Annotated in this window: 23 protein-coding genes; 8 read left to right on the forward strand and 15 right to left on the reverse strand. The window is 51.7% G+C overall.

What is annotated here, in order from left to right:
* Positions 1-158: 158 nt before the first annotated feature.
* The gene (locus NDI45_RS01000; RefSeq protein WP_190794120.1) at positions 159-1,607 is read right to left on the reverse strand and encodes a DEAD/DEAH box helicase; all 1,449 of its coding nucleotides are present in this window, start codon (positions 1,605-1,607) and stop codon (positions 159-161) included.
* A gap of 45 nt (positions 1,608-1,652) precedes the next feature.
* Complete coding sequence (gene rimO, locus NDI45_RS01005; protein WP_348245796.1) at positions 1,653-3,017, reverse strand: 30S ribosomal protein S12 methylthiotransferase RimO; 1,365 nt, start codon at positions 3,015-3,017, stop codon at positions 1,653-1,655.
* A 447-nt stretch (positions 3,018-3,464) separates the two neighbouring features.
* Between rimO and btpA the strand changes: the two genes are divergently transcribed.
* Both btpA and NDI45_RS01015 read left to right on the forward strand, forming a co-directional pair.
* Positions 3,465-4,313 (forward strand): photosystem I biogenesis protein BtpA, encoded by an 849-nt coding sequence (gene btpA / locus NDI45_RS01010; RefSeq protein ID WP_190794122.1) that lies wholly within the window; start codon positions 3,465-3,467, stop codon positions 4,311-4,313.
* Between the two features lie 105 nt (positions 4,314-4,418).
* On the forward strand, positions 4,419-5,357 hold the full coding sequence (locus NDI45_RS01015) for a vitamin K epoxide reductase family protein (RefSeq protein WP_190794123.1): 939 nt from the start codon (positions 4,419-4,421) through the stop codon (positions 5,355-5,357).
* A 181-nt stretch (positions 5,358-5,538) separates the two neighbouring features.
* On the opposite strand, the gene NDI45_RS01020 is transcribed toward NDI45_RS01015, so the two are convergent.
* A complete protein-coding gene (locus tag NDI45_RS01020) occupies positions 5,539-7,809 on the reverse strand; it encodes a CHASE2 domain-containing protein (RefSeq protein ID WP_348245797.1) in 2,271 nt (756 codons plus the stop codon).
* A gap of 107 nt (positions 7,810-7,916) precedes the next feature.
* Between NDI45_RS01020 and NDI45_RS01025 the strand changes: the two genes are divergently transcribed.
* From NDI45_RS01025 to NDI45_RS01035, 3 genes are all read left to right on the forward strand, one after another.
* On the forward strand, positions 7,917-8,768 hold the full coding sequence (locus tag NDI45_RS01025; RefSeq protein WP_190794125.1) for a shikimate dehydrogenase: 852 nt from the start codon (positions 7,917-7,919) through the stop codon (positions 8,766-8,768).
* Positions 8,769-8,873: 105 nt separating this feature from the next.
* Positions 8,874-9,653, forward strand: a complete 780-nt coding sequence (locus tag NDI45_RS01030) for a 3'-5' exonuclease (RefSeq protein ID WP_347277917.1) — start codon at positions 8,874-8,876, stop codon at positions 9,651-9,653.
* A 224-nt stretch (positions 9,654-9,877) separates the two neighbouring features.
* Complete coding sequence (locus tag NDI45_RS01035) at positions 9,878-11,245, forward strand: TIGR04283 family arsenosugar biosynthesis glycosyltransferase (RefSeq protein WP_190794126.1); 1,368 nt, start codon at positions 9,878-9,880, stop codon at positions 11,243-11,245.
* A 225-nt stretch (positions 11,246-11,470) separates the two neighbouring features.
* On the opposite strand, the gene aspS is transcribed toward NDI45_RS01035, so the two are convergent.
* The 10 genes from aspS to NDI45_RS01085 form a co-directional block, all read right to left on the reverse strand.
* A complete protein-coding gene (gene aspS / locus NDI45_RS01040; protein ID WP_348245798.1) occupies positions 11,471-13,258 on the reverse strand; it encodes an aspartate--tRNA ligase in 1,788 nt (595 codons plus the stop codon).
* Between the two features lie 167 nt (positions 13,259-13,425).
* Positions 13,426-14,376: a F0F1 ATP synthase subunit gamma gene (locus tag NDI45_RS01045; protein WP_190794128.1), complete on the reverse strand. Its 951-nt coding sequence runs from the start codon at positions 14,374-14,376 to the stop codon at positions 13,426-13,428.
* 94 nt (positions 14,377-14,470) lie between these two features.
* On the reverse strand, positions 14,471-15,988 hold the full coding sequence (gene atpA / locus NDI45_RS01050) for a F0F1 ATP synthase subunit alpha (protein ID WP_190794129.1): 1,518 nt from the start codon (positions 15,986-15,988) through the stop codon (positions 14,471-14,473).
* 99 nt (positions 15,989-16,087) lie between these two features.
* Complete coding sequence (atpH, locus tag NDI45_RS01055; RefSeq protein ID WP_348245799.1) at positions 16,088-16,645, reverse strand: ATP synthase F1 subunit delta; 558 nt, start codon at positions 16,643-16,645, stop codon at positions 16,088-16,090.
* The gene (locus tag NDI45_RS01060; protein WP_190794131.1) at positions 16,642-17,172 is read right to left on the reverse strand and encodes a F0F1 ATP synthase subunit B; all 531 of its coding nucleotides are present in this window, start codon (positions 17,170-17,172) and stop codon (positions 16,642-16,644) included. Before NDI45_RS01060 ends, atpH begins: the two co-directional genes overlap by 4 nt.
* 28 nt (positions 17,173-17,200) lie before the next feature.
* Positions 17,201-17,692 carry a F0F1 ATP synthase subunit B' gene (locus NDI45_RS01065; RefSeq protein ID WP_190794132.1) on the reverse strand — a complete coding sequence of 164 codons (492 nt, stop codon included), beginning with the start codon at positions 17,690-17,692 and terminating at the stop codon, positions 17,201-17,203.
* 127 nt (positions 17,693-17,819) lie between these two features.
* On the reverse strand, positions 17,820-18,065 hold the full coding sequence (gene atpE, locus NDI45_RS01070; protein ID WP_088893994.1) for an ATP synthase F0 subunit C: 246 nt from the start codon (positions 18,063-18,065) through the stop codon (positions 17,820-17,822).
* A gap of 177 nt (positions 18,066-18,242) precedes the next feature.
* Positions 18,243-18,998, reverse strand: coding sequence for a F0F1 ATP synthase subunit A (atpB, locus tag NDI45_RS01075; RefSeq protein WP_190794136.1), 756 nt, complete (start codon positions 18,996-18,998; stop codon positions 18,243-18,245).
* A gap of 55 nt (positions 18,999-19,053) precedes the next feature.
* Positions 19,054-19,494, reverse strand: a complete 441-nt coding sequence (locus tag NDI45_RS01080) for an ATP synthase subunit I (RefSeq protein WP_348245800.1) — start codon at positions 19,492-19,494, stop codon at positions 19,054-19,056.
* A 248-nt stretch (positions 19,495-19,742) separates the two neighbouring features.
* Complete coding sequence (locus NDI45_RS01085) at positions 19,743-20,546, reverse strand: YebC/PmpR family DNA-binding transcriptional regulator (RefSeq protein WP_348245801.1); 804 nt, start codon at positions 20,544-20,546, stop codon at positions 19,743-19,745.
* Positions 20,547-20,930: 384 nt separating this feature from the next.
* On the opposite strand from NDI45_RS01085, the gene NDI45_RS01090 reads away from it, so the two are divergent.
* Entirely contained in the window at positions 20,931-21,248 is a 318-nt protein-coding gene (locus tag NDI45_RS01090) for a WGxxGxxG family protein (protein ID WP_190791180.1), read from the forward strand.
* 194 nt (positions 21,249-21,442) lie between these two features.
* Here NDI45_RS01090 and NDI45_RS01095 read toward each other — a convergent pair whose 3' ends face one another.
* Entirely contained in the window at positions 21,443-22,759 is a 1,317-nt protein-coding gene (locus NDI45_RS01095; RefSeq protein ID WP_348245802.1) for a PAS domain-containing sensor histidine kinase, read from the reverse strand.
* Between the two features lie 743 nt (positions 22,760-23,502).
* On the opposite strand from NDI45_RS01095, the gene NDI45_RS01100 reads away from it, so the two are divergent.
* A complete protein-coding gene (locus tag NDI45_RS01100) occupies positions 23,503-24,051 on the forward strand; it encodes a pre-peptidase C-terminal domain-containing protein (RefSeq protein ID WP_190791182.1) in 549 nt (182 codons plus the stop codon).
* Positions 24,052-24,098: 47 nt separating this feature from the next.
* Here NDI45_RS01100 and NDI45_RS01105 read toward each other — a convergent pair whose 3' ends face one another.
* Positions 24,099-25,394 carry a glycosyl hydrolase family 8 gene (locus NDI45_RS01105; RefSeq protein ID WP_190791183.1) on the reverse strand — a complete coding sequence of 432 codons (1,296 nt, stop codon included), beginning with the start codon at positions 25,392-25,394 and terminating at the stop codon, positions 24,099-24,101.
* A 246-nt stretch (positions 25,395-25,640) separates the two neighbouring features.
* Between NDI45_RS01105 and NDI45_RS01110 the strand changes: the two genes are divergently transcribed.
* Positions 25,641-26,732 (forward strand): FtsQ-type POTRA domain-containing protein, encoded by a 1,092-nt coding sequence (locus NDI45_RS01110; RefSeq protein WP_348245803.1) that lies wholly within the window; start codon positions 25,641-25,643, stop codon positions 26,730-26,732.
* Positions 26,733-26,963: the final 231 nt, after the last annotated feature.

Genomic DNA, 26,963 nt, shown 5'->3' on the forward strand with positions numbered 1-26,963 from the left:
ATGAGGGCAGGTTTTGCCGAAATTTGTAGGTGTGGGTGGGCAGTTTCTAAGCTCAAAACTGAATTAAAAAAGGGTACGCCGGAACGCACCCTGTGAAAATTGAAGAATTTGCCGATGCAGTGAGTCTTGCGATCAAACTCACTGCTTAGCCTTTAATACTAGGATTTCGACGGTACTGGGGACTTGCGCTTGATCGGCTTTGAACGATGACCATCCGGGCGAGAATCATGGCGAGAATCATTTCTCGGACCACGGCGCGGTCTAGGTTCGTCAACGATCGGCTCCTCGACATAGCCCTGATCGACGCGCATCCAGCTTGGGCGAATCTGATCGTACGCCATTTGCAACGCAGCCGCCGCGATCATGTTTGGCTCAAACTCTTCAGCCAGCTGAGCGATGATCGGCAGGAAGGATGCCATCCGCTCGCCAGCGAGGGCTTCGCGCAAAGTACCTTGCAGCTTTTCCAGGTGGCGGGCTTCGATCTGAGCACGAGTGGGGATCGTACCTATTTCTAAGCGTTGGCGAATGTGATGCTCGATGTCCCGCAGCTTGCGCTTGTCAAGCGAGTGAATCAGCGAAATTGCTGTCCCTTCTTTGCCTGCGCGTCCGGTACGCCCGATTCGGTGAACGTAGCTTTCGACACTGTCAGGTAGGTCGTAGTTGATGACGTGAGTAAGATCTTCAACGTGCAGACCTCGTGCCGCAATGTCAGTGGCTACAACCCAGCGTACCTGACGCTGGCGGAACCGCAGCAAAAGCCGCTCCCGCTGAGACTGGCTCAAATCGCCGTGATATTCATCAACGCTGTGACCTGCTGCTTGGAGTTGGCGTGTCAGCTCCGCCGCGGCCTTCCGGGTACGGACAAAGATGAGTGCCGATTCCGGGTCTTCCATTTCCAGGATAGGCTGCAGGGCACGCGCCTTGGTCCAGCCTCGCGGAACGATATAGGCAATCTGATTAATCCGGGTGGGAGCCGCTTTAGGCTGCTCAACCGTGACGGTGACGGGCGATCGCAAAAACTTCGTTGCCAGTTCCCGAATCGAGGGTTCCATCGTGGCGGAAAAGAAAGCCGTCTGCCGCTCCGCCGGAGCCTGGCTGAGAATTCTTTCAACGTCCTGGATAAAGCCCATGTTCAGCATTTCGTCGGCTTCATCCAGCACCAAGAAGCTAAGCTGCCGCAGGTTCAGGTCGCCTCGCTTCAGCAAATCCAGCACGCGACCGGGCGTACCCACCACAATCTGACAACCGCGCTGAAGCCGACGAATTTGCAGATCGATCGCCTGTCCGCCATAAATAGGCAGAACGTGCAGACGGCGATCGTGGTTCAATGACCGAATTGACTGGTAAACCTGAAGTGCCAGTTCACGGGTCGGGGTAAGGATGAGAGCTTGCACTGCTCCGTTATTTAAATCAATGCGCTCTAGCAGAGGCAGCGAGAAAGCAGCGGTTTTACCTGTTCCCGTTTGCGCCTGACCGACCACATCTCGCCCGGAGAGCAGATGGGGAATTGCCTGCGCCTGAATCGTAGTGGGAACGGTGAATCCTGCCTTTTCGAGATGGCGAACTCCCGCCTCTGATAGACCTAAGCCGTTGAAAGAAAGCGTCATTAAGACTCCTTAAGACTTTAGAAGTTTGAAATTTGAAATAGGAAATTAACGATGAACAGAGACACGATCGAACGCGCCTCGGAGTTGGGTTGTCGGATCTGCGACACGACCGTAAAGGTCATACACATCAGCATCTGCAATCACAACGGGAACGATCGTCCCCAGCCGCGCTTCACCCTGGACATAAACCAACCCATCAACCTCGGGGGCAAAACGAGCCGATCGCCCGACGAGTTCCCCAGTGTCAGGGTTTTCCTGTTCGATTAAAACATCAACAACCTTGCCGATTTCAGCTCGATTCTTCCGGAGAGAAATCGGTTGCTGAAGGGTCATGATGGCATCTCGGCGATCGTCCATCACCTCTTGGGGAAGCTGGTTTGACAGAGTGTAAGCCGGGGTTCCTTCTTCAGGGGAGAAAGTGAACACGCCAACGTGATCGAACTCATGCCGCTGCACAAACTGCCGCAGATGCTCAAAATACTCGTCCGTTTCGCCAGGAAAGCCGACAATAAAGGTCGTGCGAAGGACTGCGTCGGGCAAAGCAGTTTTAATGCGATCGATAATGCCGTCATTCACCTGACCCTGCCAGGGACGATTCATTGTCCGCAGCACTTCCGGGTGGGAATGCTGAAGCGGCAAGTCAAGGTAGGGCAACACGTTTGGCGTTTCCTGAATCGCCTGAATGACCTTGGGAGTTAGTCCAGTCGGATAGGCATAGTGCATCCGAATCCAGGGAATTTCGACCTTACCCAGTGCCCGCAGTAGTTCCGCAAGTTTGGGCTCGCCATAGAGATCCAGTCCGTAGTTCGTGGTGATTTGAGAAATCAGGATGATTTCCTGGACACCTTCTGAGGCAAGTTGCTGAGCCTCTGCCACGATCGACTCGATCGAACGCGATCGCTGATTACCACGGAGATGGGGAATAATACAAAATGCACAGCGATAGTCACAGCCTTCGGCAACCCGAAGATAGGCAACGCCTTCTGTCGTGGTGCGATAGCGGGGCATCGTTTCGTCAGCGATAAAGGTCGGCTCCTGTGAGATTTCCTTCACCCGTTCACCGGATGCCGTACGCTCGATCACATCCACTATCTTGTGATAGTCACCTGTTCCCACGATCGCCACCGCTTCGGGGAGAGCATCGAGCAATTCCTGCTGAAAATGCTGCGCCATGCAGCCTGTGATTACAACTTTTTTATTTGCTTCTGCCAGTTCAACCAGTGTACGGACAGACTCCTCCTTGGCGGCCTGAATAAAGCTACAGGTGTTAACAATGACGTAATCGGCAAGCTCCTCGTTGGAATCTACCTGATAGCCTGCCTGAACCAGCAGACCGAGCATGTGCTCTGAGTCAATTCGATTTTTCTCGCAACCCAAATGAGTGATTGCAATGGTTGGCTTTTCGCCCATGCAGTTATCCGTATAGGTGAGACAGGTGGTAAGTTAAGACAAACAGAACAGTCTTAGCAGCGAGTGTGGCGATCGCGTCATCAACGGACTGGACGTTTGCCTCCCTGTACACTTGATCTAGAAGCAACTAAATCGCCTTCACTATCCTAGCGCGTCCTCTGCACAAATGAGTTGAATCGCAGAGAAAAGAACGGATGAGTAAAGCTGAACCTGCAACTAGAGCAATGCGCGTACGCCGTGAATTGCAATCGCGTAGCGAATCTGTATCTGATAATAATCTTAACATAGATAGATTTCAATTTGTTAACGCGAATCTCAAACTTTGCTCGTTCTGAGGAGAGTTCCCGTTTGAGGCTCAATTGGCTGTTAAAGTAAGTCTATGGGGCGCAGTAACTCGCGCCATTTCTATGCCTTCTATTCCGCCGAGTCCGGATTTAGCAAAGACCTGTGGACTTATTACAGACTTTTAAGACAGCCAATCCCATCATCGGTGTGGTTCACTTACTGCCGCTGCCTACTTCTGCCCGATGGGGAGGCAGCCTCAAAGCCGTTATCGATCGTGCAGAACAGGAAGCGACTGCTCTGGCATCGGGCGGGGTTGATGGCATTATCGTTGAAAACTTTTTTGATGCGCCCTTTCCTAAAGATACGGTTAATCCGGCGACAGTGAGCGCGATGAGTCTGGTCGTGCAGCGACTCATGAATCTGGTGACGCTGCCGATCGGCATCAACGTTCTGAGAAACGACGCTCTAAGCGCAATGGCGATCGCAACCTGCGTTCAGGCACACTTTATTCGCGTCAATGTGCTGACTGGGGTGATGGCAACGGATCAGGGCTTGATTGAAGGACAGGCACACCAGCTTTTGCGCTATCGGCGGGAATTGGGCAGCGATGTCAAGATTCTAGCGGATGTGCTGGTGAAACACGCTCGTCCCCTGGGTTCTCCAAATTTGACCACTGCGGTGCAGGAGACAATCGATCGCGGCTTAGCCGACGGCGTGATTCTATCTGGATGGGCAACGGGAAGCCCCCCTAGTCTGGAAGATCTGGAGCTAGCAAGTGCAGCAGCAAACGGTACGCCTGTGTTTATTGGCAGCGGCGCGAATTGGGAAAATATTCCTCGCCTGATTCAGGCAGCTGATGGCGTCATCGTCTCCAGTTCGCTCAAGCGGCGGGGACAAATTGATCAGCCGATTGACCCAATCCGCGTCAGTCAGTTTGTCGAGGCAATGCAGCGCAGCCTGACAGCGAAGGGGTCGGCTCAAACCGTTTCCTCAATGCCTGTACGTTCTTAGAGAAAATCCTTGACAAATTCAGACTCATCCTTAACAGATTGAGCCAAAATGGATGAGTCAAGTTGAGTAGGTTTGGTGCAAGTGACACGATCGAGAAGGGGTTCTATGAGTAGTCGTCGCCGTCAAGCTCCCTGGATTCACCGCAATTCGCGTCTATTAATTGCCGCTGTTGCGATCCTGGGTGCACTCAACACGGGATACATTACTGCAACGAAACTGTTTGGCGGAGAAGCTGCCTGTCCGACGAGTGGCTGTGAGCAGGTTTTATCCAGCCCCTATGCCTATGTGTTTGGTGTACCGCTTTCGCTATTTGGGCTGCTGGCATACATCGGAATTGCAGGGTTTGCTCTAGCTCCGCTAACTGTGAATCCTGATCAGAATAAGCCGCTTCGAGCAACACTTGAGAACTGGACCTGGCTGCTGTTGTTCATCGGCTCAACTGCGATGCTGGTGTTTAGCGGCTATCTGATGTACATCATGGCGAGCCAGTTTGTTGCTGTTTATGGAGCAGGGGGGATTTGCTACTACTGCATTGCCTCGGCACTGTTCGCGCTGACACTATTTGTGCTGACGCTACTGGGTCGCGCCTGGGATGATGTCGGGCAGCTATTGTTTACGGGAATTATTGTGGCAATGGTAACGATTGTGGGGACGCTGGGCGTGTATGCCAACGTAGGCGGTTCTGCGACGGCTGACGCATCCAGTCAATCGGGTCCGGCAATTACTTCCACATCCGGTCAGGCAGAAATTGCGCTGGCAAGGCATTTGAAGAGCATCAACGCGAAGATGTACGGCGCATACTGGTGTCCGCACTGCCACGACCAAAAACAGCTTTTTGGTCAGCAGGCATGGCGAGAAGTGACCTATGTGGAGTGCGCTCCTGACGGGCAAAATGCTCAGCCTGATCTTTGCACAGCCCAGCAGATTGAGGGCTATCCGACCTGGGAAGTTAACGGTAAAAAGCTTTCTGGAACCCAAACCCTCCAGCAGCTTGCTGAGGCGTCGGGCTATCAAGGACCTACCAACTTCCAGATCGGTGGCTAAAAATACGATACAAACTCAATTCGAGTCAAATTTAAGGGGGCTGAGTGCCCCTTTTTTAATGCCGATCGTCTCTTATTTCTTGCATTCTTTCTTGTTTCGGCATTGCTGAATGGAAATAGGATTTAAGGTAGCCTGCAAAGGTAATTCGCAAATTGCCCTACACCCTGCAAACTTTCGCCCGCTAACGCTTCGTTTGACTTAGGGGCTGAGTTGGAGCGTTGGCATCATGAATGATCGAGTAGGAAGCATCTGCAATCTGGTTTCTGGCAGTCCGATAAGCAATCGTCCCAATTCCGGCTACTACAAAGGCGAGCGTGGGTGCAACACCAGGAATCCACAGGTAGTAAATAAACGCAACACTGCTGGCTCCAGCGATCGTGCCCAAACCAATCAGGATACCTGCCCCTAGTTTAAGCGGATGGCGTACTGTCCAGAGCAAGACACTGCCGATCGCTGCCCAGCCTCCAATCCAAAGAATTTCGCCCCAATCGGGTAGCGTGCGAAATAGCGAAACCTCATCCAGCACACTGCTCAAAATTTGGCTAACAATTTGAGCATGAACCGTTACGCCTGCCATTTGATGCTCGGTTGCTGTCCCGGCGCTGAAAGGCGTATAAAACAAATCTTTGCCGCTAGGAGCCGTTGTGCCAATCAGGATAATTTTGTCCTTAACCAGGGTTGGGTCAAGCCTGCCTTCAAGTACATCGGTAAAGGAAACAGTTTGCGTCGGACGTTGAGGCGATCGATAGTTCAGCAACATCTGATAGCCTTCAGCCACTTCATTGCTCTGATAGCCGCCAAAACTGTGCTCAAGTGGAACAAAATCAGTTTTGCCAATTTGCATTACTGCGGCATCAGGCGGGAAATTAGGGCTAGCTTGCGGCTGGATGCTTTGAGCAGCCAAATACTTCAGCGCGACCTGCAGGGCGAACGAGGGGTAGGTTCCCTGCGGCACTGAGCCAAACAAAAGGCTGCGACGCACCACATTATCTGGATCGATCAGCAGATCGTTAAACCCAACCTGCTCTGGGGGTAAACTGGGCGGCGGCGGAATTTCGATCGTGCCCCGATCGCCAAACTTCATAATTGCGATCGTTCCCGTTTGCTGAAGCTGCTGCATCAGTTCGGCATGACCAGGTTCCTGCGGCAGTTCGCGATAGAGATCCATGCCAATCACGCGGGGATTTGCGGCGGCAATATTTTGAATGACCTGTGCCATATCACGATCCGATGGCGTAGCACGCTGAAGCTTTTGCAAATCGGCTTCTGTGATCTCAACCGTGAGCAGCCGGGGATCAGTGCCGGGATCAGGACGCAAGCGCATCAGGTGATCGTAAACCGCGAGTTCAGGGGTTTGTAGCCAGCCCAGATGCTCAGCTCCGGCAATCAGCCCCGTAACGGTGAGCGTTGTTGCCAGGAAAAGTTTCCAGCCAGAGCGCAGTCGATTGCGCCAGGTTTGCTGGGCATCGCGAGGTACATAGCGATAGTAGCCACTTGAGCCGTGCAGAGCTGTTCCACCCCTGGAATAGTCGGATAAATAAGAGTCTGCGAGCAAGGCAGAGGGCAGCATGGTCTGCTCAGACGAATCAAACTCGAAAAGCTCCTCCTTGAAAGAAGCATCTGCCATGTGCGCCAAGGCTTGCCGCAGCTCTGCAACAGACTGATAGCGATGGCTGAAATGATAGCGCACTAAACGCGTGAGAACCGCCTTAAAACCGGGGCTGATCAGGGGCGACGACCAAACCAACTCACCGCTATCGCTATCCATTGTCATTTGGGTGGGCTGACAGCCAGTAAGTGCCTGAATAACTGTCATGCCCAGTGCGTATAGGTCGCTGCAATAGCGCGGTTTACCTGCAAGCTGCTCGGCAGGCGTATAGCCCGGTGTACCAATGCTAACCGTGAGAGCTGATCGTTCTGGATCATTGCGGAGCTGGGACTGAATTTCCTTGACCGCGCCAAAATCAATCAGAACAAACTTGCCGTCCTCCATTCGCCGAATCAGGTTGGCAGGCTTAATATCCCGGTGAATTACGTTATGGTTGTGGACAAATTCAATCACATCCAGGATATCGTGCAAAAAGGCGATCGCTTCGGCTTCTGTCCAAGGGCGATCGAGCAGTTCTCGGCTGAGAGACTTACCCTCAATAAATTCCTGAACCAGAAAAAACTCGCCCTCTTTTTCAAAGAAATCGATAAACGTGGGAATCTGCGGATGTTCTCCCAGTCGTCTCAGAATTTCTGCTTCGTTTCTGAACAGGCGACGAGCGGTTTCTAAAAAATGATTGTCAGTATTGCTAGGCTTAAACTGCTTGATAACGCAAAGAGTTTGATTCTGCGATGATGGATTTTCGCCCATCAGCATTTCTGCCAGGTAGGTCTGCCCGAAGCCACCCGCTTCTAAGACTGCGATAATTTTGTATCGCTCTTGTAGCAACTGCTCCAGCATCATCGACCTAACGCCCGTCACTCCTTGATTTTGGCACAGATTTCCGATCTGCCTGTTTTGTTTCTTGCCTTCTGTATAGTTGCCGAATGATTACCTCACCTAACCGTTTCATGATTACTGGTAAAACCAAACTGCTTGGTGTGATTGGACATCCAATCGAACACTCCCTCTCTCCCGTCATGCATAATGCTGCGATCGCTGCTCTGGGAGTGGATTATGTTTACCTGCCGTTTCCGATCGACCCAATCAATCTCCGGCGTGCCCTGGATGGCTTCGAGGTGATCGGGCTTCAAGGTTTTAGCGTGACCATTCCGCATAAGCAGGCAATCATGCCGCTACTCAACGAGATATCGGAAACGGCAAAGGCAATCGGGGCTGTCAACACTGTTTGCCGCACTGCATCCGGCTGGTATGGTACAAACACCGACCTCGATGGATTCCTTGCGCCGCTCCAGTCCCAAAACTGGGCAGAAGCAACCGCCCTCATTCTAGGCAATGGCGGGGCGGCTCGTGCAGTCGTTGCGGGCTGTTATCAAATTGGCTGTCGTCAAATCCATGTCGTTGGGCGCGATCGGCAAAAGCTTAAGACTTTCTGGCAGAGCTGGCAGGATCACCCCGTCTCCGCTCATCTCTTCGTTGCCGAATGGCAGGAACTTCCCGATCGGTTATCCCAGGCAAACCTACTTGTCAATACCACGCCCATTGGTATGGCTCCCGATGCTGACCGCTCTCCGATCGATCCCGCCCTGCTGGAAAAATTACCTGCTGGCGCAATCGCCTATGACTTGATTTACACACCCCGGCCGACAAAATTTCTTCAACAAGCAGCGGCTCAGGGCTGTGTAGCGATCGACGGATTAGAAATGCTCGTGCAGCAGGGAGCAGTCGCCCTTCAGCTCTGGCTCAAGCAATCGGTTCCCGTAGAGGTGATGCGATCGGCTTTGCTTGACTTTTTGCGATGATAGTTAAGGTTAACTGCCTGCCAGAATCTGCCCTACGACTTTTAGAAATTGGCATAAGAACCTTTCTACCGTAAACCTCGCTGCAAAGCCAAAAGGAGAATCCTGGTGCGATCGATCGAACTGCTTCAAAGCTACCGTCAAATGAGTCAGCAGATTTTTACGGTGGTGGATGTTGAAACCACTGGACGGTTTTCTCGCGGCGATCGCGTGACCGAAGTTTCTGTAATTCACGCGACGTTAGCAGACGGTATTCTAGAGCAGCGAACCAGCCTGATTAATCCCCAGACTCGAATTCCCGATCGCATTGTGCGCTTCACCGGAATTACGCAGTCGATGGTGAATGCTGCCCCGGTCGCCGCGGAGGTGCTTCCCAATTTCCTCCCCCTGCTGAGCCAGGGCATTCTCACCGCTCATAATCTCAGCTTCGACTATGGGTTTCTGCGATCGGAGTTCGATCGATTGGAAACTGTGTTTGAGAAGCCAAAAGAAGAGCAGCTTTGCACGGTGCAGCTCTCTCGCCTGATGCTGCCTGATTTGCCGTCACGTAGCTTGCCGAAACTGGTCGAACATTTTCAGTTTGACGTGGGACGATCGCACCGCGCCGAAGCGGATACACTGGCTTGTTGGCTCCTGCTGAAGCGACTCATGCAGGAAATTTTGAACGAGTCGGACGATGTGCTGATTGCCCGATTTTACCGTCAGTGGATGCCGCTCAAATACGCTGCCGTTGTGCTCAACTGTTCCCCCACCGAAGCACAGCAACAGCTAGACCTGGCTCAAGTGAAAGCCCGCTTTGTCGGTCGCAATAAAAAAGACGGAACCTGGATGTATCGCCGGGGTGACGTGGAGCGCGTTCGAGCGGCGATGGCAGAAGTGCAGGTTTAGCGGAAAGTTGAACAAGGTAAAGTCCTGCATTGCCTTCTAAATCCTCTAACTTTGGGACTTTGAATCCTGAAGGAGGCTGGGTTTTTCCCAAAGGAGGCTAGAGAGTAGCTCGGAGAGACAATCCTAAAGGTTCAAACATTCTCTAAGCTTTTGTTTCAGCGATCGCCCTGGCTTTCAATGAGTTCGATCGTCTAAAGTCAAAAAGTAATTCTCCGGTCAATCTCTTGATTTCTTCTGACCACGCGCAACGTACTGCCAATCGCCTGCTGATCTTCACTCGTTACCCTGTTCCCGGCAAAGCGAAAACCCGCCTTATTCCCGCGCTAGGAGCCGAAGGAGCCGCCTTACTTCAGCGTCAAATGACCGAGCATACGCTAAGGCAAGTAAAGCCGATTGCTTCGCAGTTTCCTGAAGGGGTAGTCGTTCAAACAGAAAAATGCGCGGCGGAGATTTGCTATGCGGCAAGCTCTGAAGCAGGCGAACTTCAGCAAATTAGCAGTTGGCTTGGCTCAGATTGGTTCTATTCTCCGCAGGTCGAGGGTGATTTAGGAGTGAAGCTGATCGCAGCCTTCCAAAATGCCTTTGCCCAAGGGTGTGAGAAAGTTCTCGCGATCGGCACAGACTGCCCCGGCTTAGATGCCGATCGCCTCACAGAGGCATACAATCAACTCCAATCGCACGATCTCGTTTTGGGCAAAGCAACCGATGGCGGCTATTATCTGATCGGCATGAAGCGGTTAATCCCAGAATTATTTAAGGATATTAACTGGGGTACAGCTGCAGTGCTGCGGCAAACGGTGACGATCGCCGAACACCTGAACCTGAAGATTGCCGATTTAGATGAACTGAGCGATATCGACTACCCGGAAGATTTACCGATTTGGCATCGGGCAAAGGCAAAAACTGCGCCATTATCGGTCATTATTCCGGCAGTGAACGAAGGGCGATCGATTCAATCCGCGCTACACAATCTGCGGCAAGCTTGTGGCGAGGAAGCGATCGAAATCCTGGTGATTGACGGCAAAAGTGAAGACGATACGATCGCTCAAGTTCAAGCGTTGGAGATTCCTGTGATTTCTGCCCCCCGGAATCGCGCCATACAAATGAATCTTGGAGCACAGCTGGCAACTGGCGAGAACTTGCTGTTTCTTCATGCCGATACCCAACTTCCGGCTGGCTTTCCTGCTCTGGTGAGGCAAACTTTAGCTCAGCCAGAGACGATCGCCGGAGCGTTCCAACTGCAAATCAAAGGACAGGGAACAGGACTGCGGCTGGTAGAGTGGGGCGTTAATCGGCGATCGAAGCTGCTGCAAATGCCCTATGGCGACCAGGGAATTTTTCTAAAAGCCTCAACGTTCTACGAAATCGACGGCTTTCCCCAAATGCCCATTATGGAAGATTTTGAGTTAGTGCTGCGATTGCGTCAACAGGGCAAAATCCGCATTGCCCCTGCTTCAGTCGTGACTTCTGGGCGACGCTGGCAGAAACTGGGTGTGGCTAAAACTACCCTGATTAATCAAGCGATGATTGCCGGGTATTTTCTAGGCGTTTCGCCCGATCGACTAGCACAAGGGTATCGAAGTCAGGGCTAGCTTCCCGAACCTCAAATCTATAATATTGCCTCCCCTGTCTGTCGCATCGCTCTTGCACAGGATGGGTCAGCACAGCGTAACGCATCAATTCGAGGGAATTAGGCAACAGGTTAATGACGGCATAAGAAAACCTTTCCGCATCGCCTGACCCATCGCTTCCTGTTCTTAATACGTTACGCCCAACTCATCCTATCGTTCGATCGGCTGAAGGCTAATTCCTAATTATCAGACCTTAGGCTTTACCGTTGTGGCAATATGCAGTTCCTTAAGCTGTTTGGTATCCACTTCGGAAGGCGCATTTGTGAGGAGGCATTTTGCCTGTTGCGTTTTCGGGAATGCCATCACGTCGCGGATTGACTCTTCTCCCGCAAGCAGCATTACCAGGCGATCGACTCCGTAAGCAATTCCCCCGTGAGGCGGTGTGCCGTACTCAAACGCTTCCAGCAAAAAGCCAAATTTTTCGTGCGCTTCTTCGGTCGATAAACCGATCGTCTCAAACACCTGCTGCTGCATATCGAGCTGATAAATCCGCAGACTGCCACCACCGATTTCAAACCCATTGAAGACCAGATCGTATGCCTCAGCACGAGCCGTTTTCAGATCGTGGGCATCTTCTGGAAAGGGGGCGGTGAACGGGTGATGCAGTGCCTCCAGTCGATTTTCGTCCGCGTTCCACTCAAACATCGGGAAGTGAGTGATCCAGAGCAAGTTGAGTTTAGTAGAATCCACCAGATTCAGTTCACGGGCAGTCACCTGGCGCAGGCGATCGAGTGTCTTATTCACCGTGGGCGCATCTCCGGCTCCAAACAGCAGCAGATGCCCAGGCTGTGCGCCAGTGCGCTGAAGCAACTCGGTTTTTTGATCCTCGGTGAGGTTGTCTTTAATTGCGCCGATCGTATCAATCTCGCCGCCGTCCCGCACTCGCACGTATGCCAGTCCTTTTGCGCCCATGCTGGTTGCTTCGTTGAACAAATCACCGCCCGGCTTGATTCGCACATTTGAAAAGGCATCATTCCCGCCCGGGATGGGCAGCACTTTCACAATGCCCCCGCTTGCCACTGCACCCGAAAAGACTTTGAAGCCAGAGTCTTTCATCAGGTCAGAGACATCGACCAGTTCCAGCCCATAGCGCGTGTCAGGCTTGTCGCAGCCGTAGCGATCCATTGCCTCCTGGTAGGTTAATCGAGGAAATGGACGCGGGAGATCAATCCCTTTCACCTGCTTAAAAATTGAGCAGACCAGCTTCTCGTTCAGTTCCAGGATCTCCTCCTGGTTCATAAAGCTCATTTCCATATCGAGCTGGGTGAACTCCGGCTGACGATCTGCCCGTAAGTCCTCATCGCGAAAGCATCGCGCAATTTGATAGTAGCGATCGAGTCCCGACACCATCAAAAGCTGCTTGAACAACTGAGGCGACTGGGGGAGCGCGAAAAACTCACCCGGATTCACGCGGCTGGGGACAAGATAATCTCTTGCACCTTCGGGGGTCGATCGCGTCAGAATCGGCGTTTCCACCTCAATAAAGCCTTCTGCGTCCTCCAGATAGCGGCGAACGGCTTTGATAATTTGATGCCGCAACTGAATATTCTGGCTCATCCGCTCCCGCCGCAAATCCAGATAGCGGTACTTCAGCCGCAGTTCCTCCCGCACCGATTCCTGCTCGGCAGTCGAAACCTGGAATGGAAGCTGCCTACGAACCGGACTCAGCAGTTCAATTTGGTCGGCATAAATCTCGATTTCGCCGGTCGGAAGGCGGGGATTTAGCGACTCAGGCGGACGTTTGCTGATGCGTCCGGTAACTTTTACCACGTACTCGTTTCGCAGATCGTCTGCAGTTTTGTAGGATTCGGGCGTACGCTCAGGGTCGCTGACAATCTGGGCGATTCCCGTGCGATCGCGCAAATCCACAAAAATCACGCCCCCATGATCGCGGCGACGATCGACCCATCCAAATAGGGTGACTGTCTCTCCGACATTTCCGGCTCGAAGCTCTCCGCAATAATGAGTCCGCATGGCTGGTCTGAAATCGCTCGGTACAAATACAATAAAACTTTTCCATTATCCTGCATTCCGGCACTTCTGTGCGTCGGGTAACTTGATACAGGCAAACAAAAAAGGCGGGACATCCCGCCTCAGAGGTGACAGTATTACAAATTAGCTCAGCATCAATCAATTGCAGCTTAGCCCAGCGCGTTTGCGCCGCCAACCACTTCCAGAATTTCCTGAGTAATCGCAGCCTGACGGGCTTTGTTATAGCCGATCGTCAGCGTCTTAATCAGTTCCTTCGCGTTGTCACTGGCGTTGTTCATCGCCGTCATCCGGGCAGCGAGTTCACTTGCCGCAGATTCTTGCAGGGCGCGGAGAAGCTGGTTATTTAAGTAGAGGGGTAGCAGCGCATCCAGGATTTGCACCGGGTCTTGCTCAAAGATCATGTCTCTAGGCAGTGGAGGCAGCATACTGGCTCCCACTCTCTCCCGTTCCACTGCAAAACCACCACTGCGAGTGGTCAGGCGGAAGATTTCGTCATCCTGCGCTTCCAAGCCCTGAGGATCGAGAGGCAACAGGGTTTGAACCACCGGGCGAGAACTCACCAACGAAACAAACTTCGTGTAGATTAGCTCTACCCGATCGACGGTTTCTGAGAGAAATAGGTTCAGCAGTTCGTCAGCAATGCTAGACGCTTCAGCCGCTGTGGGAACCTGCTCCAGCCCAGTGAAGCTTGCATCAATCACTTGATCGCGACGCTGAAAGTACTGGCTTGCTTTGCGACCAATGATTACAAAACGATAGTCCAGACCTTCCGCCTTCAGTTCTTTAGCACGGGCTTCGGCTCGGCGGATCACGTTGGCATTATAGCCACCGCACAAGCCACGATCGCCCGAAACAACCAGCAGTCCTACCGTCCTCACTTCTCGCTGACGCAGCAGGGGCAGAGTTACATCCTCAAACCGCAGACGAGTTTGCAGTCCGTAAAGTACCTGAGCCAGACGATCGGCAAAGGGACGGGTAGCAATTACCTGCTCCTGAGCGCGGCGTACTTTCGCAGCTGCCACCAGACGCATGGCTTCTGTAATCTTGCGCGTATTTTTGACCGACTGAATCCGATCGCGAATCTCTTTTAGGTTTGGCATCTTTCGTTCCTCAAAGAGCAGTCAGCCATCCCGACTGGACTATCAGACTGGAACAACTGACTGCAAAGTATGAATTGCCCTTTATTGGGCAGACCTACATGGCGCTGAAGGTCTTCTTGTATTCAGCGATCGATTCCTTCAGCAGGGACTCAGCTTCGTCGTTAAGCTGCTTGTCGTTGCCGACGATTTCCATGTAGCGAGGCTTGCTCGTCTTCAGGTAGTCGCGCAGACCTTTCGCAAAGCTCGTCACTTTATTGGTCGGGATTTCATCCAGATAGCCGTTAATTCCAGCATAGATGATGGCAACCTGCTCTGCTACCGAAAGCGGCGAGTACTGCGGCTGCTTCAGAATCTCACGGAGACGCTGACCGCGCGCGAGCTGGTTCTGGGTTGCCTTGTCCAAGTCAGACGCGAACTGAGCAAACGCCTGAAGTTCATCGAACTGCGCCAGCTCCAGCTTTACCTTACCTGCAACTTTCTTCATTGCTTTGGTTTGTGCCGCCGAACCCACACGGGATACCGAGATACCGGGGTTTACCGCCGGACGCTGACCGGAGTTAAACAGGTTCGAGGTCAAGAAGATTTGGCCGTCAGTAATCGAAATCACGTTGGTCGGAATGTATGCCGATACGTCACCTGCCTGGGTTTCAACGATCGGTAGAGCTGTCATACTGCCGCCGCCCAGTTCATCGCTCATCTTCGCAGCCCGCTCCAGCAAACGGGAGTGGAGATAGAAAACGTCTCCGGGGTATGCTTCCCGGCCCGGCGGACGACGCAGCAGCAGCGACATTTGGCGGTATGCCTGCGCCTGCTTGGAAAGGTCATCGTACACAATCAGCGTCGCTTTGCCCTTGTACATAAAATACTCCGCCAAAGCCGCGCCCGTGTAGGGAGCCAGGTATTGCAGAGCTGCCGGGTCGTTTGCGTTTGCTGCGACGACGATCGTGTAGTCGAGTGCGCCTCGCTCGCGCAGGGTTTCCACCACCTGAGCCACGGTCGAAGCCTTCTGACCGATCGCCACATAAACGCAGATCACGTTCTCGCTCTTCTGGTTCAGAATCGTGTCCACGGCAATTGTGGTTTTGCCTGTCTGACGGTCGCCAATGATCAGCTCACGCTGCCCCCGACCGATCGGAATCATCGCGTCAATTGCGGTAATCCCCGTCTGCATCGGCTCATAAACTGAGCGGCGATCGACAATTCCCGGTGCGCCGGATTCGATCAGGCGATTTTCAGAGGCTTGGATTTCGCCTTTACCGTCGAGCGGACGTGCCAGTGCGTTCACGACGCGACCGATCATCGCTTCACCTACAGGAATCGAGGCAATTTTGCCCGTGGAGCGAACTGAGCTGCCTTCCTGAATGCCCAGACCGTCGCCCATCAACACCACGCCCACGTTGTCTTCTTCCAGGTTGAGCGCAATACCGACTTCACCATCTTCAAATTCGAGCAGTTCGCCTGCCATTGCTTGCTGCAAACCATACACGCGGGCAATACCGTCGCCAACCTGAAGCACGGTTCCCACATTGGAAACTTTCACATCCTGGTCGTACTGCTCGATCTGCTGCCGAATAATGCTGCTAATCTCGTCGGGTCTAATACTAATCGCCATTGGTGTTTCTCTCTATGGTTCAACTAAGAACGGCTTTAACTAAGAACGAAAGACGCAATAACCGCCAAACCTAAACAGTTCTTGAAGGAATACGAGCGATTAAGCTACGCTGCCCAGCTTCACGCCAATCCGACGCAATTGACCGCGCAGACTTGCATCTACCACTTGAGAGCCGACTTTGATAATCACGCCGCCCATCAAGCCTGGGTCGATGCGAATATCCAGCTCTACCTGCTGCGCCTGAGTCATGCCCTTCACTTTCTCGCGGATTGCTTCCTGCTGTCCTTCATTCAGTTCAACAGCAGAGGTCACTTCTGCCAGTACGGTTTGCTTCAGCTTCCGCACCAGTTCCTTAAACTGATTTAGGACTTCCGGCAGAAACACAATGCGCCCGCGATCGACTAGCAGCATCAAGAAATTGGTCAGATAAGGATGAAGCTGATCGCCTGCGATCTGGCGCAGAACTGCTTTCTTTTGATCCGCTTTGAAAAAGGGGTTAGACAGCAGCAGATTCAGATCGTCAGACTCTTTCAGGGCGGCTAGCAGAGAATTGGCATCCTCTGAAAAGCGATCGACCAAATCCTGCGACTGTGCGATCGACATTAACGCCTGAGCATAAGGCTCTGCGATTTCTGTAGAGACTAAAGATGACCTCATGACGCGCCTCCTATCGTAGCAATACTGCGATCGATCAGGTGTTGCTGGGTTTCATCGCTCAGACCCGATCGAAGCCGGGACTCAACCTGCTGCAACGCCAAATCTGCGATGCGCTGTCTCAGTTCAGCAATCACTCGTTCCTGCTGCGAGTTCAAGTCCTGGGCTGCGGCGGCTTTCATACGCTGAATGTCCTTCTCAGACTGCACCAGAACGGCTTCCCGCGCTGCCTTTGCCCGTTCCTCTGCCTCGGCGCGAATACGAGTGGCTTCCTGCTGTGCCTGAGCCAGCTTTTGCTGCTGTTCTGCCAGGGCTGAGGCAGCTTTCTGCTTGCGCTGCTCTGCCTCTTTGATCGAGTTTTCGATGTTGGCGCGACGCTCGGAGAGTGTCTTACCCAGGAAGCCCCGTCCAAAGTAGATGAGAACGCCGATAATAATCGCTAAGTTAATCAGGTTGGTTTCGAGAATGTCGAAGTTAATTCCAAACCCGTGCGCTTCCGCTTCAGCAGTCAGTAAAAATAAATTTCTCATGGTTATCATAGAGAACTACCTCGCCCCATTAACCCACCGACTGCGTACCTAACAGCTTCTCCAGAATCTGATGGCTCAGCGAATCGACCTGCTGTTCAAGTGATTGCATTGCCTCTTGCTTCTGGTGGTCTAGCTCAGCCTGTGCCTGCTCGCGCTGCGCCTGAGCTTCCTGCTGTGCTTCAGCCATTTTTTGAGCCGCAATTCGCTCAGCGTCCGCTTCTGCTTCAGCAATTACTGCCTGCGCCTGACGGCGAGTGCTTGCCAGCTCCTGCTCGTACTGTTTTGCCAAATTCTCTGCTTTTGCCAGGCGTTCACGCGCTTCCGCCTGATTGGTGCGAATAAAATTCTCTCGATCGTCTAGTGCCTTACCCAGAGGCTTGTAAAAGAGGGCATTGAGAAGCGCGACCAGGATCAAAAACTGAACTGCCATGAGTGGCAGCGTCGCGTCAATGTCAAACAGTCCTCCCTTGCCTCCTTCGGCAGCCGCTTCAGCAGCCAGCAGGATAGTCCAGTGCATCATAGTTAAATTGCCCCGCAGTTCCCAAATGGGGTCAAACGACAAAGATTATAGAGAGGTTTAAGTCAAGGGAATCAAGGGAGACACGAAGGGGGTCGTGCCTCCGCTAGAGTAAATTGACCTAGTTGACTTACGCGAAGGGGTTTGCGAACAGCAGCACCAGCGCAACTACCAGACCGTAAATCGTCAACGCTTCCATGAACGCCAAGCTCAGCAGCAGCGTACCGCGAATTTTGCCTTCTGCTTCGGGCTGACGAGCAATCCCTTCTACAGCTTGACCTGCGGCGTTACCTTGACCAATGCCAGGACCGATCGCGCCCAGACCTACAGCCAGAGCAGCAGCGAGAACAGAAGCAGCAGCAATTGTCGGATTCATGATTTTTCCTTGCCTTACAGTACAAAAACGACTAGATAGATATGGTCTAACCAAGTAAGCGTTGTTCACGCTGCAATACGAGCTTCAGCATCGCGGATGAATTCTCAAAATGAATTCTAAAAGCGATCGCCGAAACCATTCGATAGCGGGATATGCGGTATCCCTCAACTGAGGAATCTAGTGTTCCTCATGCCCTTCACCGTGATGATCCTCCATTGCCTCGCCGATATAGGAGGCTGCCAGCGTTGCGAAAATCAGTGCCTGGATTGCGCTTGTAAACAGACCCAGAGCCATGACCGGCAGCGGAATAAACAGCGGAACCAGGAGAACCAGTACCCCAACCACTAGCTCGTCTGCCAGGATGTTTCCGAACAATCGGAAGCTGAGCGAGAGAGGCCTGGTGAAATCTTCGATAATTTTGAAAGGAAGCATGAACGGAACGGGCTGGACATAGTTACCAAAGTAGCCCAATCCCTTCTTCCGAAATCCTGCGTAGAAATACGCCAGAGACGTCAGGAGCGCCAGCGCGATCGTGGTGTTGATGTCGCTGGTTGGAGCAGTTAACTCGCCCTGAGGGATGTGAATTAGCTTCCAGGGCAGCAGTGCGCCAGACCAGTTTGAGACGAAAACAAACAGAAACAGCGTTCCAATAAACGGAACCCAGGAACGATACTCCTTTTCCCCAATCTGGGCTTTCGCCAGGTCACGAATGAACTCCAGCGCATACTCCATCAGATTTTGAGTACCGCCTGGAACCATCTGGATATTCCGAGTTCCGAGGATGGAGGCACTCACCAGCAGGCCAATCACGAACCAGGAAACCAGGAAAACCTGACCATGCAGCTCCAGATTGCCAACGTGCCAGTAAAACTGCTTGCCAACCTCTAACTCTGCCAGGGAAAAAGAGCTTAGGGCATTCAGCGTGTATAACATTTCCATGCGAAAAATGTCCCAGTATCTTAAGGGGTGCTAGGATGTCCTGAGTCTATTAAGAGTCAGGTAAGATGGTGGTTTTCAGCATGTAGAAGATCACAGCAGCCTTGTAGGTCAGGAAGCCCAGGAAGATCGGCATAATTTGCAAATCTTCCAGTCGTGAAGCAACGACAATTACTCCAACTAAGAGCGCAAGGCGTGTGCTGCCCAAACTCTGTTTTTCCCTGCCCAACTGCGCGACGTTTCTCGCCAACATTCTCAAGTAAACCACACCGACGCACGCTCCAATGAGGTAATTAAGAGCGATGTTAAGGGAATAAAAAACCCAGACAGAGCCAAAAATAATCCCTGTTAGAATCAGAGTTCCCTTCAACAAATCCTGCTGGAGCTGGTAATACTCTTGCATGGATGAATCGGGTTCCGGAGGAAGACCGCCGGAAGCTTCGGCTGCATTTTCGGGGGTTGGGGGTTGAACTGGAGATTCTGGCGAGCTCACAAGACAAAAGAACCTGATCCAGACTGTTGGAATGGGTCAACTCGACCCTTAAAAATCATATCACCGACAGGTAACAATACTTATCAGAAATTTCTTTTTGGGGATCGGTTGCTCAGTCTGGTTTGACTTCTCCCATATTAAGTCGTGCTTTTTTCAAGATCAGGGAGGAAAAGCTGGAGCCAGAGATTGGCTCGACGCCCCTATCTTCCCCTTCCTCCAGCCTTCGTATAAGCGACCTGAACTAAGTGCTAAACCATACTCAGCGTCATCAAATCGTCTGCCATATCAAAATTAGCTGTGACACTTTGAACATCGTCCAGGTCTTCCAGGCCATCCATAAGCCGCAGCATTTGAACAGCTTGATCTGAATCGGTGATTTCAACGCTGTTGTTAGGGAACCAGCGCAACTCGGACTGAATGATGATGTAGCCTTTGTCTTGCAGTACTTGCGCCAGGTTTTCTACATTGGCAGGGTTGGTGAATACTTCAGCACCAGGAATATCGTTGTCTAGCTCGGTAAACTCATAGGATGTTGCCTCGCCTTCTAGAGAAGCTTCTAGCAGCTCATCTTCCTTTAGTTCATAAACTTCTTTTCTGCCTTGCAGCATGGGTGCAGGTTTTAGAGTGACGACGCCTTTTTGCTCAAACATCCAACCGACACAGCCCGTTTCTCCCAGGTTGCCGCCCCGCTTGCTAAAAGTTGCCCGTAAATCCGCTGCTGTACGGTTGCGATTATCGGTTAATGCTTCGATTAAAACTGCTACGCCGCCTGGACCGTATCCTTCATAGCGAATTGCCTCGATCGCGTCCGCATCGCCGCCGAGTTTTCCGGTTCCTTTCGCAATCGCGCGATCGATATTTTCGTTGGGAATGCCTGCGGCTTTGGCTTTATCAATCGCCGTGCGAAGCTGGAAGTTACCGTCGGGATCACCGCCCCCAGTCCGAGCCGCAATGATAATCGCCCGCGAGATTTTGGCAAACGTTTTGCCTTTTACTGCGTCTACTCGCGCTTTCTGGCGTTTGATATTTGCCCATTTACTATGTCCAGCCATGACTCAAAGGAAAATCTAATCATTGAAGCCAACAGAACCAGAATAAACAAATGGGGAAGCTTCCGAGAATCAAATTCTCTAGAAAGCGCTGAAATTCCTGCTGGAAGCAACTTTGAGCCAAACTATACCAGGACTCTCATTTTTCTAAGCGAATTTTCTAGTTCTAAATATTGACCGATCCCCGCTTTTACTATCTCTCTGGTAAGAGAAAGGTCGTAGTTGAGGTTCTAGCCGAGGGTTGATTCAGATAACCTGGCTGTCTCGGTACTGTTAGAAGGTGTAACGGCTTGCCAAACATAATCGTCATTCATTAGGACGACCAAAAGGTAAATCCTTTTCATCATTGACTAAAAACGACTAGAAATCTGAAAGAGGAGACGAATCATGAAACTTTCTAAAATGATTGGTGCTAGCGCACTGGCTCTGAGCCTCAGCGTTCTGCCTGCAACGATCGCTTCTGCGACTACGGGTACGACAGGAACGACAGGCACCACCGACACGACGACCACCACCACCGCTCCGGATACGACCAACGATACGACCCCGACTGCTGATGTTGAGTCCAACGATGGCTTTGACTGGGGTTGGTTGGGTCTGCTGGGCCTGCTGGGTCTGGCTGGCTTGGCTGGTAAGAAGCGTGATGATCAGGCAGTTCACTACCGTGAGCCCGATGTAACCACCCGCACTGGCTACCGCGAATAATTATTTCCCAGCCTGCTTTGGTTACAGAAACCATAGACGCTTCCATCCACTTGAAGGGGCATTAAGCCCCTTTTTTGTGCCCTTGAATCTTATGTTTTTGAGTGTGTTTTTAAGGATGAACCGCAGCATTAACCCTTCGTGCCGCTCCCACAAAACACTGTACCGTCTAGACAGGTGATGAGAGTAGCTTGCTCTTAGCAAAAAGATTTAGAAGTTTGGGATTGCTCGATCGCCATGCAGCACGGCATTTCAACCCGAAACAGGGTGCCCTGACCCGATTCGCTCTCAACCGATAGGCTGCCCTGCATCAGCGTGATCAGCTGTTTAGAAATTGATAGCCCCAACCCTGTGCCCTGATAGCAACGGGACGTACTTTGATCAACCTGCCAAAATTCCTGAAAAATTTGCGCCTGGTGTTCGGGGGCAATGCCAATTCCGGTATCGCGCACACTAACTGCAATTCGTCCTTCGGGCAGTTCCAGTAGCTCGATCGTAATGCCGCCTTCGTGAGTGAATTTAATGGCATTAGAAATTAGATTAATCACTACTTGTCTCAGCCGCAGGCGATCGTTTACCACCATCACGTTTTCTGACGGCAGGATCAGGTTAAACGCCAGATTCTTTTGCGCTGCGAGAGATTGGAGTTCTGACGTCGTTGCTTGCAGCAGTTCAGTCAGGTCAAACTCTTCTAGGCAGAGCTGAAGCTGTTGTTCCTGCAGCTTAGAGAAATCGAGGATTTCTTCGACCAGCTGCAGCAGATGTCGGCTATTGCGCGTGATGCACTCGATCATCATCGTTGTTTGCGGATCGGGGGACTGGACAAATCGTTGCCGCAGCAGTTCAGAAAACCCCAAGATAGCCGTCATCGGCGTGCGGAGCTCGTGGGAAACCGTCCGCATAAACTCGTCTTTGAGGCGATCGACTTCCCGGAGTTCCAGGTTTTGCATTTGCACTTCTTGCAGCCGTTTTTCGGACTGTTTTCGATCAGTGGCATCAATAATCAGCCAGCGAAGCGCGACCACCTGCTGACAGGAATTGCGAACGACATCAACCTGAATATCTGCATGAAAGGAGTTTTTCTTCCAGGTCTCTAGCTCTAGCTCAAATGCCTGAGGTTGCAACAGGCTAGGGAGCTGATTCAGCAAGGTACGAAACGATCGATGCTGAAGCGATGGCACAAAAACAGTGAGCGGTTTCCCGACCAGGAAATGTTGTGGAATCTGAAGCAGCAATGCCGCAATTTGATTGGCTTCTCGCACTGTGCCGTACAGATCTGTCACCAGATAGGCAGCAGGCGTAAACTCAAAAAGAGTTTGATATCGCTGCCGTTCTGCCTGGACGACTTCCTGCGCTTGCAGCAGCTCATCGTTTTGCTGGCGCAGCTCTTCCTGAGCCACCTGAAGTTCTTCCATTGCCGATCGCAATACTTCCAGGCATTCCAGAATTAGCGTGCGCTGCTGCAGACTCTCGTTCTGTATTGCGTAGCTCAGCTCTTCGGTTCGCTGCTGCATGAAGTCAAGCTTCCGGTCGAATACAGATCTGTCAGCTCTATCAGCCTGTGATTCCGTCATACATTTAGCTTTCAAAATCTTAATGAATTATAAAAAATGACCCTAAAGAAGGTTAAAACCAGCAGGGAGTTTCTACTCACCCTTAAACTCACTTATCTAGGCTTGATGCAAATCTACAGAAAGGGATATTCCGCAAAAAGGCGGCAGAAACTTACCACCAAACTTTATCTCTGACCTTGTGCAACGAGTACAAAAGCAATAGTCCGGAAGCAATACAAAAGATAGTTATAAAACATCTTGTTTAAACAATGCTCAGAAAAGAACCTCCGAGCCTGGAGCAGGCAATAGAAGGGCGATCGTGTCCTTTAAGATTCTCGAAATAAATCTACGGCTAACAGCATTCTCTGTAGCCTTTTGTACAACTTTTCAGCCATTTCTAAACCTCCTCTAAAAGCTTTATTCAACGGATATTATTTTTTGTTGAATCACAATTGAGCAATCTGAATCGATCGCATCTTTACTGCTTTGACAGGGAAAAATATAGAACAACAAATTTTTATTGCTTGAAACTATCTTGCCGAAGTTTATCCTCCTGATGAGCTGACAAAGTGCAAAAGGCTTGATCTCTATTGAGGCAGCCTGCAAAGATCCGTTGCTCACTGAGTCGCCAGCATGTTTTAGAGCTTGCTTTAGAGTTATTGTTTAGAGCGATGGGTTTTGTTGCTTAAACTTCAGTAAGACAAATGGTATTTTTCTCAAACAAACGGCTCTCTTTTGCTCCCCTCACGTCTGGTCACCCTGATGCGGCTTCGGCTAGAATTCCGGCGTCGAACCTAACTGCGGCTACGATCGATCGAACTAACTTAATGGCAAGACGACAGCGCGCATCTGACCAGGGTGGAAATACCCTTGCAACTGCCACTGTGATTTCGACTCCGGGGAAAAAACGAATCGTGGACACGACGCGCCGCAACGATGTCGATTTGTTTAAGCTTGTGCTTACGACGACCAGCAATGTGCGTCTCAATCTCAGAAATCAATCGAGTGCTTCGATGGTTGGCAGCGTTCTAGACAGCCAGGGACAAGTTCTGTCTTATCAAGGCAGCCCTCAGACCCTGACAATCGCCCCCGCTCGCCGCATTAATAGCCGCATCAATAATTTCTACAGCAATATTCAGCCCGGAACCTACTTTATTGAGGTCAGGACTCGCAGCCGGGCAGCCGCTCAGTACGAGCTAAAGCTCAATGTAATTGATCCCGCTGCGCCTGTTGACTGCGGCTGTGGCTCCTGATGATTCATGTAGGGCTGATAAATGTAGGGCTGATAAATTCAGGTCGGCTAACGATCGTGCAGCCAGCTTGCTGCCACTTCTCGATTGGGAAATAGCCCAAACCAGGCAAGATTTTGCACATAGTAGGCAGAGTCATTGTCCCAGATGCCGTTTTGGTAAGTTGGCAGCAGCTTTTGCGATCGAATTTCATCTGCCATTGCTGGATCAATCAGCCGCATTGCTGGATAAAGCATGGCGTACTGGCTGGTTGCTTCGTACGACACGATCGGATTGCCTGCCAGATCGATTCTTGCCGGAATTCGGCGGTTCGATTTCCACTGCTGCTGAAGCTGGCTCAAGTGCTGCCGCAGATATTCCCTGGCACGGGGTTCCTCAAACCAGACGGCATCGAGTGCCATGCGCCACCAAACACGAAAGGCATCAAAGCTGTAGATTGATCGTAGATTAGACCCTTCCGCCACAGGTTCAAAAGCCCCAGTAGTCAGGTTTAGCACCACCCAATCGCTGGGCAGCTTTGCCGCTGAGAGGGCGGCTGAATCTTCTAAAAGCTGATAGCTGCTGTTGACCAGGCTCATCCAATCTCGCTCCGAGTCGACCTGAGCAAACATCCGAAACGCATAGGGCGCAGCATAGGACGGGTTGAGGATCACCTGATTAGGCTGGGGTTGAAAAGAGGCGATCGGTCCCGGCAGCAGATGGCGAGCTGTGCCACTACGTATCCCACCGGGCATCACAACGATCGTGGAATCGTTCCAAATGTCTTTGAGCTTGGCTTGCGCCAGTGTGAGATATTCTGGGCGGTTCCATCGACGCGCTGCCAAGATTAGAGCCGTAGCTGCATCAATATCGGCATCGCTGGCAAAATTGCCATCCAGAATGCCCCACTCGCCCTGGTCGTTTTGTCCCCATTTCCATGCCCAGAGGGAATCGCGCAGCTCGTTGCCGTCTCGTCGCTGAAGATTCTGCTCTGCCCAGCGCAGCGTTAGCGCAAACATTTCGGGATCATTGGCCAGCACCGATCGCAGCATGGCGTATGCCTGCCCTTCTGAAACGGTTCGATCGTTTGCTTCGCGATCAATCACGCGCCCATCTGCTTGAATGAATCGCTGCTTATAAGCCGTCCAGCTCTGGCGCAACAGTTCAGAAGTTGTGGGGGCAGTCCGCGATTGAACAAGTGCTGGATTTGCGGCGCTCAGTTCCAGTTCTCCCAGGGAGGCGATTACCCTTTCGGGGAACAGCGAAGCGATCGGTTGAGCATTGACACGCGAGTAGGCTGCGGCAACACCAATCGACGACAGGAGCGACAGCAAAGCCAGCGAAATCAGGAAGAGGAATTTCCACATCGGGCAATATCTGAACGACTGATTTGACTCTACTTCTAGAACTGACCAGATTTCTCTGATTAAGCAGGAAGAAATGAGTAAAGGTTCGGTGAAGATTCGCTACAATAAACCGTTATTTTCGGACTCCACTCTAGTCTCGATCGAGAATATTGCGGCTAGATTGATTGACGAAACAGTAAACAGGGTGTTGAGAAGGAGCTGACGTGTGAGGCTGAAGGTGTGGAGCTTAAAAGGGGGTCTGAAGCAATGACGACGCGCCAAGGGACAAGGCAAATCTATTCTGTGTCTTCAGCCCAGATCGCTGCCCGTCGGCGCAAACTGCGAAAGCAGCGACGCTGGCAGGTTATGCGGACAAGCTGGCAAGTGCTGATGGTGGGAGGTCTGACAGTTGGACTCGTTTGGGTCATCTCGCTGCCTGACTGGATGCTCCGCAGTGCGGCTCAGGTCAAGATTGAAGGCAACCAATCGCTTGCGGCTGATACAATTCGAACCCTGCTGCCGCTTCAGTATCCGCAGTTTCTCCTGACGCTTAAGCCGCAGGCGATCGTTCACCAGCTAGAGTCTCAGGCTCCGATTGCTGAAGCGACTGTATCGCGCCGCTTGTTTCCTCCCGGCCTCACGATCCGGATTCAAGAACGCAATCCGGTAGCGATGGTCTACGGCACTGCCACCGATTCAGCGATCAACCCAGCCGCAGGCTCAGCCACGAATGCAGTGACCGATTCGGCTACGAATCCACTCAACTCAGAACTGAAGCCAACCGCATTTCTTGACGAGCGCGGAACGGTGATTCCCTACGAAAAATATATGGCTCTGCGCGGGTCGCGTCCTCTGCCAACCCTGAAAGTAATCGGCATTCAGCAAGATCAGCAGCGGCTCGACTGGGCATCTCTCTATCAGCAGGTGAGTCAGAGTCCGGTCAAAATCTTGGAAATCGACTGGCAAGAATCGGGTAACCTCGTCCTCCGAACGGAGATGGGAACCGTACATTTAGGGGCATACGGCGCACAGTTTGCCAAGCAGCTTCAAACGCTTGATCGGATGCGCTATCTGACTCAGAAGATTGAGGTGAGCGATATTGCTTTTATTGATCTGAGAAACCCAGATATGCCCCGAATTGAGACAACTCAAGTGGTTTCACCAATCCTCAGTGCAGCTGAAAACGTACCCGAGAACGCAGCCGAAAATGCAGAGGACGATCAATTCCAGCAAACGATCGAGCCATTGACCGAATCAATCAATGCCGTTTCAGGTGATGCAGCGTCAGGCGAAGCAATGCCATCAGAAAATCAATCAGACATCGGCACAACCGAGCCAGCGGGAGAAACAAATCTTTAGCAATGCTTTTTTAGCCGCAGCTAAAATTCACGCTTCACCAAACTGCTGAATTGACGCTTTATTAAACTGGAGAATCGAAAATGAAAGCAACCTGTTTTGTAAGTTCAACCAGCGTTTTAAGCAGGCGAAAATACGATCGATCGAAACTGAAAGAAGACGGTTGCTGACTGAAACTATTCCAAACGAATCGAGCATCTTGGTGATTCGATTTCATAAATTAGTTTCACAAAA

Source organism: Leptolyngbya sp. GB1-A1, from assembly GCF_039962475.1.
Classification (GTDB): domain Bacteria; phylum Cyanobacteriota; class Cyanobacteriia; order Elainellales; family Elainellaceae; genus Leptolyngbya_A.

Coding starts and splice junctions, on each gene's coding strand:
- NDI45_RS01000 (WP_190794120.1), bottom strand. CDS start 1,607: ATGACGCTTTCTTTCAACGGCTTAGGTCTATCAGAGGCGGGAGTTCGC.
- rimO (WP_348245796.1), bottom strand. CDS start 3,017: ATGGGCGAAAAGCCAACCATTGCAATCACTCATTTGGGTTGCGAGAAA.
- NDI45_RS01015 (WP_190794123.1), top strand. CDS start 4,419: ATGAGTAGTCGTCGCCGTCAAGCTCCCTGGATTCACCGCAATTCGCGT.
- NDI45_RS01020 (WP_348245797.1), bottom strand. CDS start 7,809: ATGATGCTGGAGCAGTTGCTACAAGAGCGATACAAAATTATCGCAGTC.
- NDI45_RS01025 (WP_190794125.1), top strand. CDS start 7,917: ATGATTACTGGTAAAACCAAACTGCTTGGTGTGATTGGACATCCAATC.
- aspS (WP_348245798.1), bottom strand. CDS start 13,258: ATGCGGACTCATTATTGCGGAGAGCTTCGAGCCGGAAATGTCGGAGAG.
- NDI45_RS01045 (WP_190794128.1), bottom strand. CDS start 14,376: ATGCCAAACCTAAAAGAGATTCGCGATCGGATTCAGTCGGTCAAAAAT.
- atpA (WP_190794129.1), bottom strand. CDS start 15,988: ATGGCGATTAGTATTAGACCCGACGAGATTAGCAGCATTATTCGGCAG.
- atpH (WP_348245799.1), bottom strand. CDS start 16,645: ATGAGGTCATCTTTAGTCTCTACAGAAATCGCAGAGCCTTATGCTCAG.
- NDI45_RS01060 (WP_190794131.1), bottom strand. CDS start 17,172: ATGAGAAATTTATTTTTACTGACTGCTGAAGCGGAAGCGCACGGGTTT.
- NDI45_RS01065 (WP_190794132.1), bottom strand. CDS start 17,692: ATGATGCACTGGACTATCCTGCTGGCTGCTGAAGCGGCTGCCGAAGGA.
- atpE (WP_088893994.1), bottom strand. CDS start 18,065: ATGAATCCGACAATTGCTGCTGCTTCTGTTCTCGCTGCTGCTCTGGCT.
- atpB (WP_190794136.1), bottom strand. CDS start 18,998: ATGTTATACACGCTGAATGCCCTAAGCTCTTTTTCCCTGGCAGAGTTA.
- NDI45_RS01085 (WP_348245801.1), bottom strand. CDS start 20,546: ATGGCTGGACATAGTAAATGGGCAAATATCAAACGCCAGAAAGCGCGA.
- NDI45_RS01090 (WP_190791180.1), top strand. CDS start 20,931: ATGAAACTTTCTAAAATGATTGGTGCTAGCGCACTGGCTCTGAGCCTC.
- NDI45_RS01095 (WP_348245802.1), bottom strand. CDS start 22,759: ATGCAGCAGCGAACCGAAGAGCTGAGCTACGCAATACAGAACGAGAGT.
- NDI45_RS01100 (WP_190791182.1), top strand. CDS start 23,503: ATGGTATTTTTCTCAAACAAACGGCTCTCTTTTGCTCCCCTCACGTCT.
- NDI45_RS01105 (WP_190791183.1), bottom strand. CDS start 25,394: ATGTGGAAATTCCTCTTCCTGATTTCGCTGGCTTTGCTGTCGCTCCTG.
- NDI45_RS01110 (WP_348245803.1), top strand. CDS start 25,641: ATGACGACGCGCCAAGGGACAAGGCAAATCTATTCTGTGTCTTCAGCC.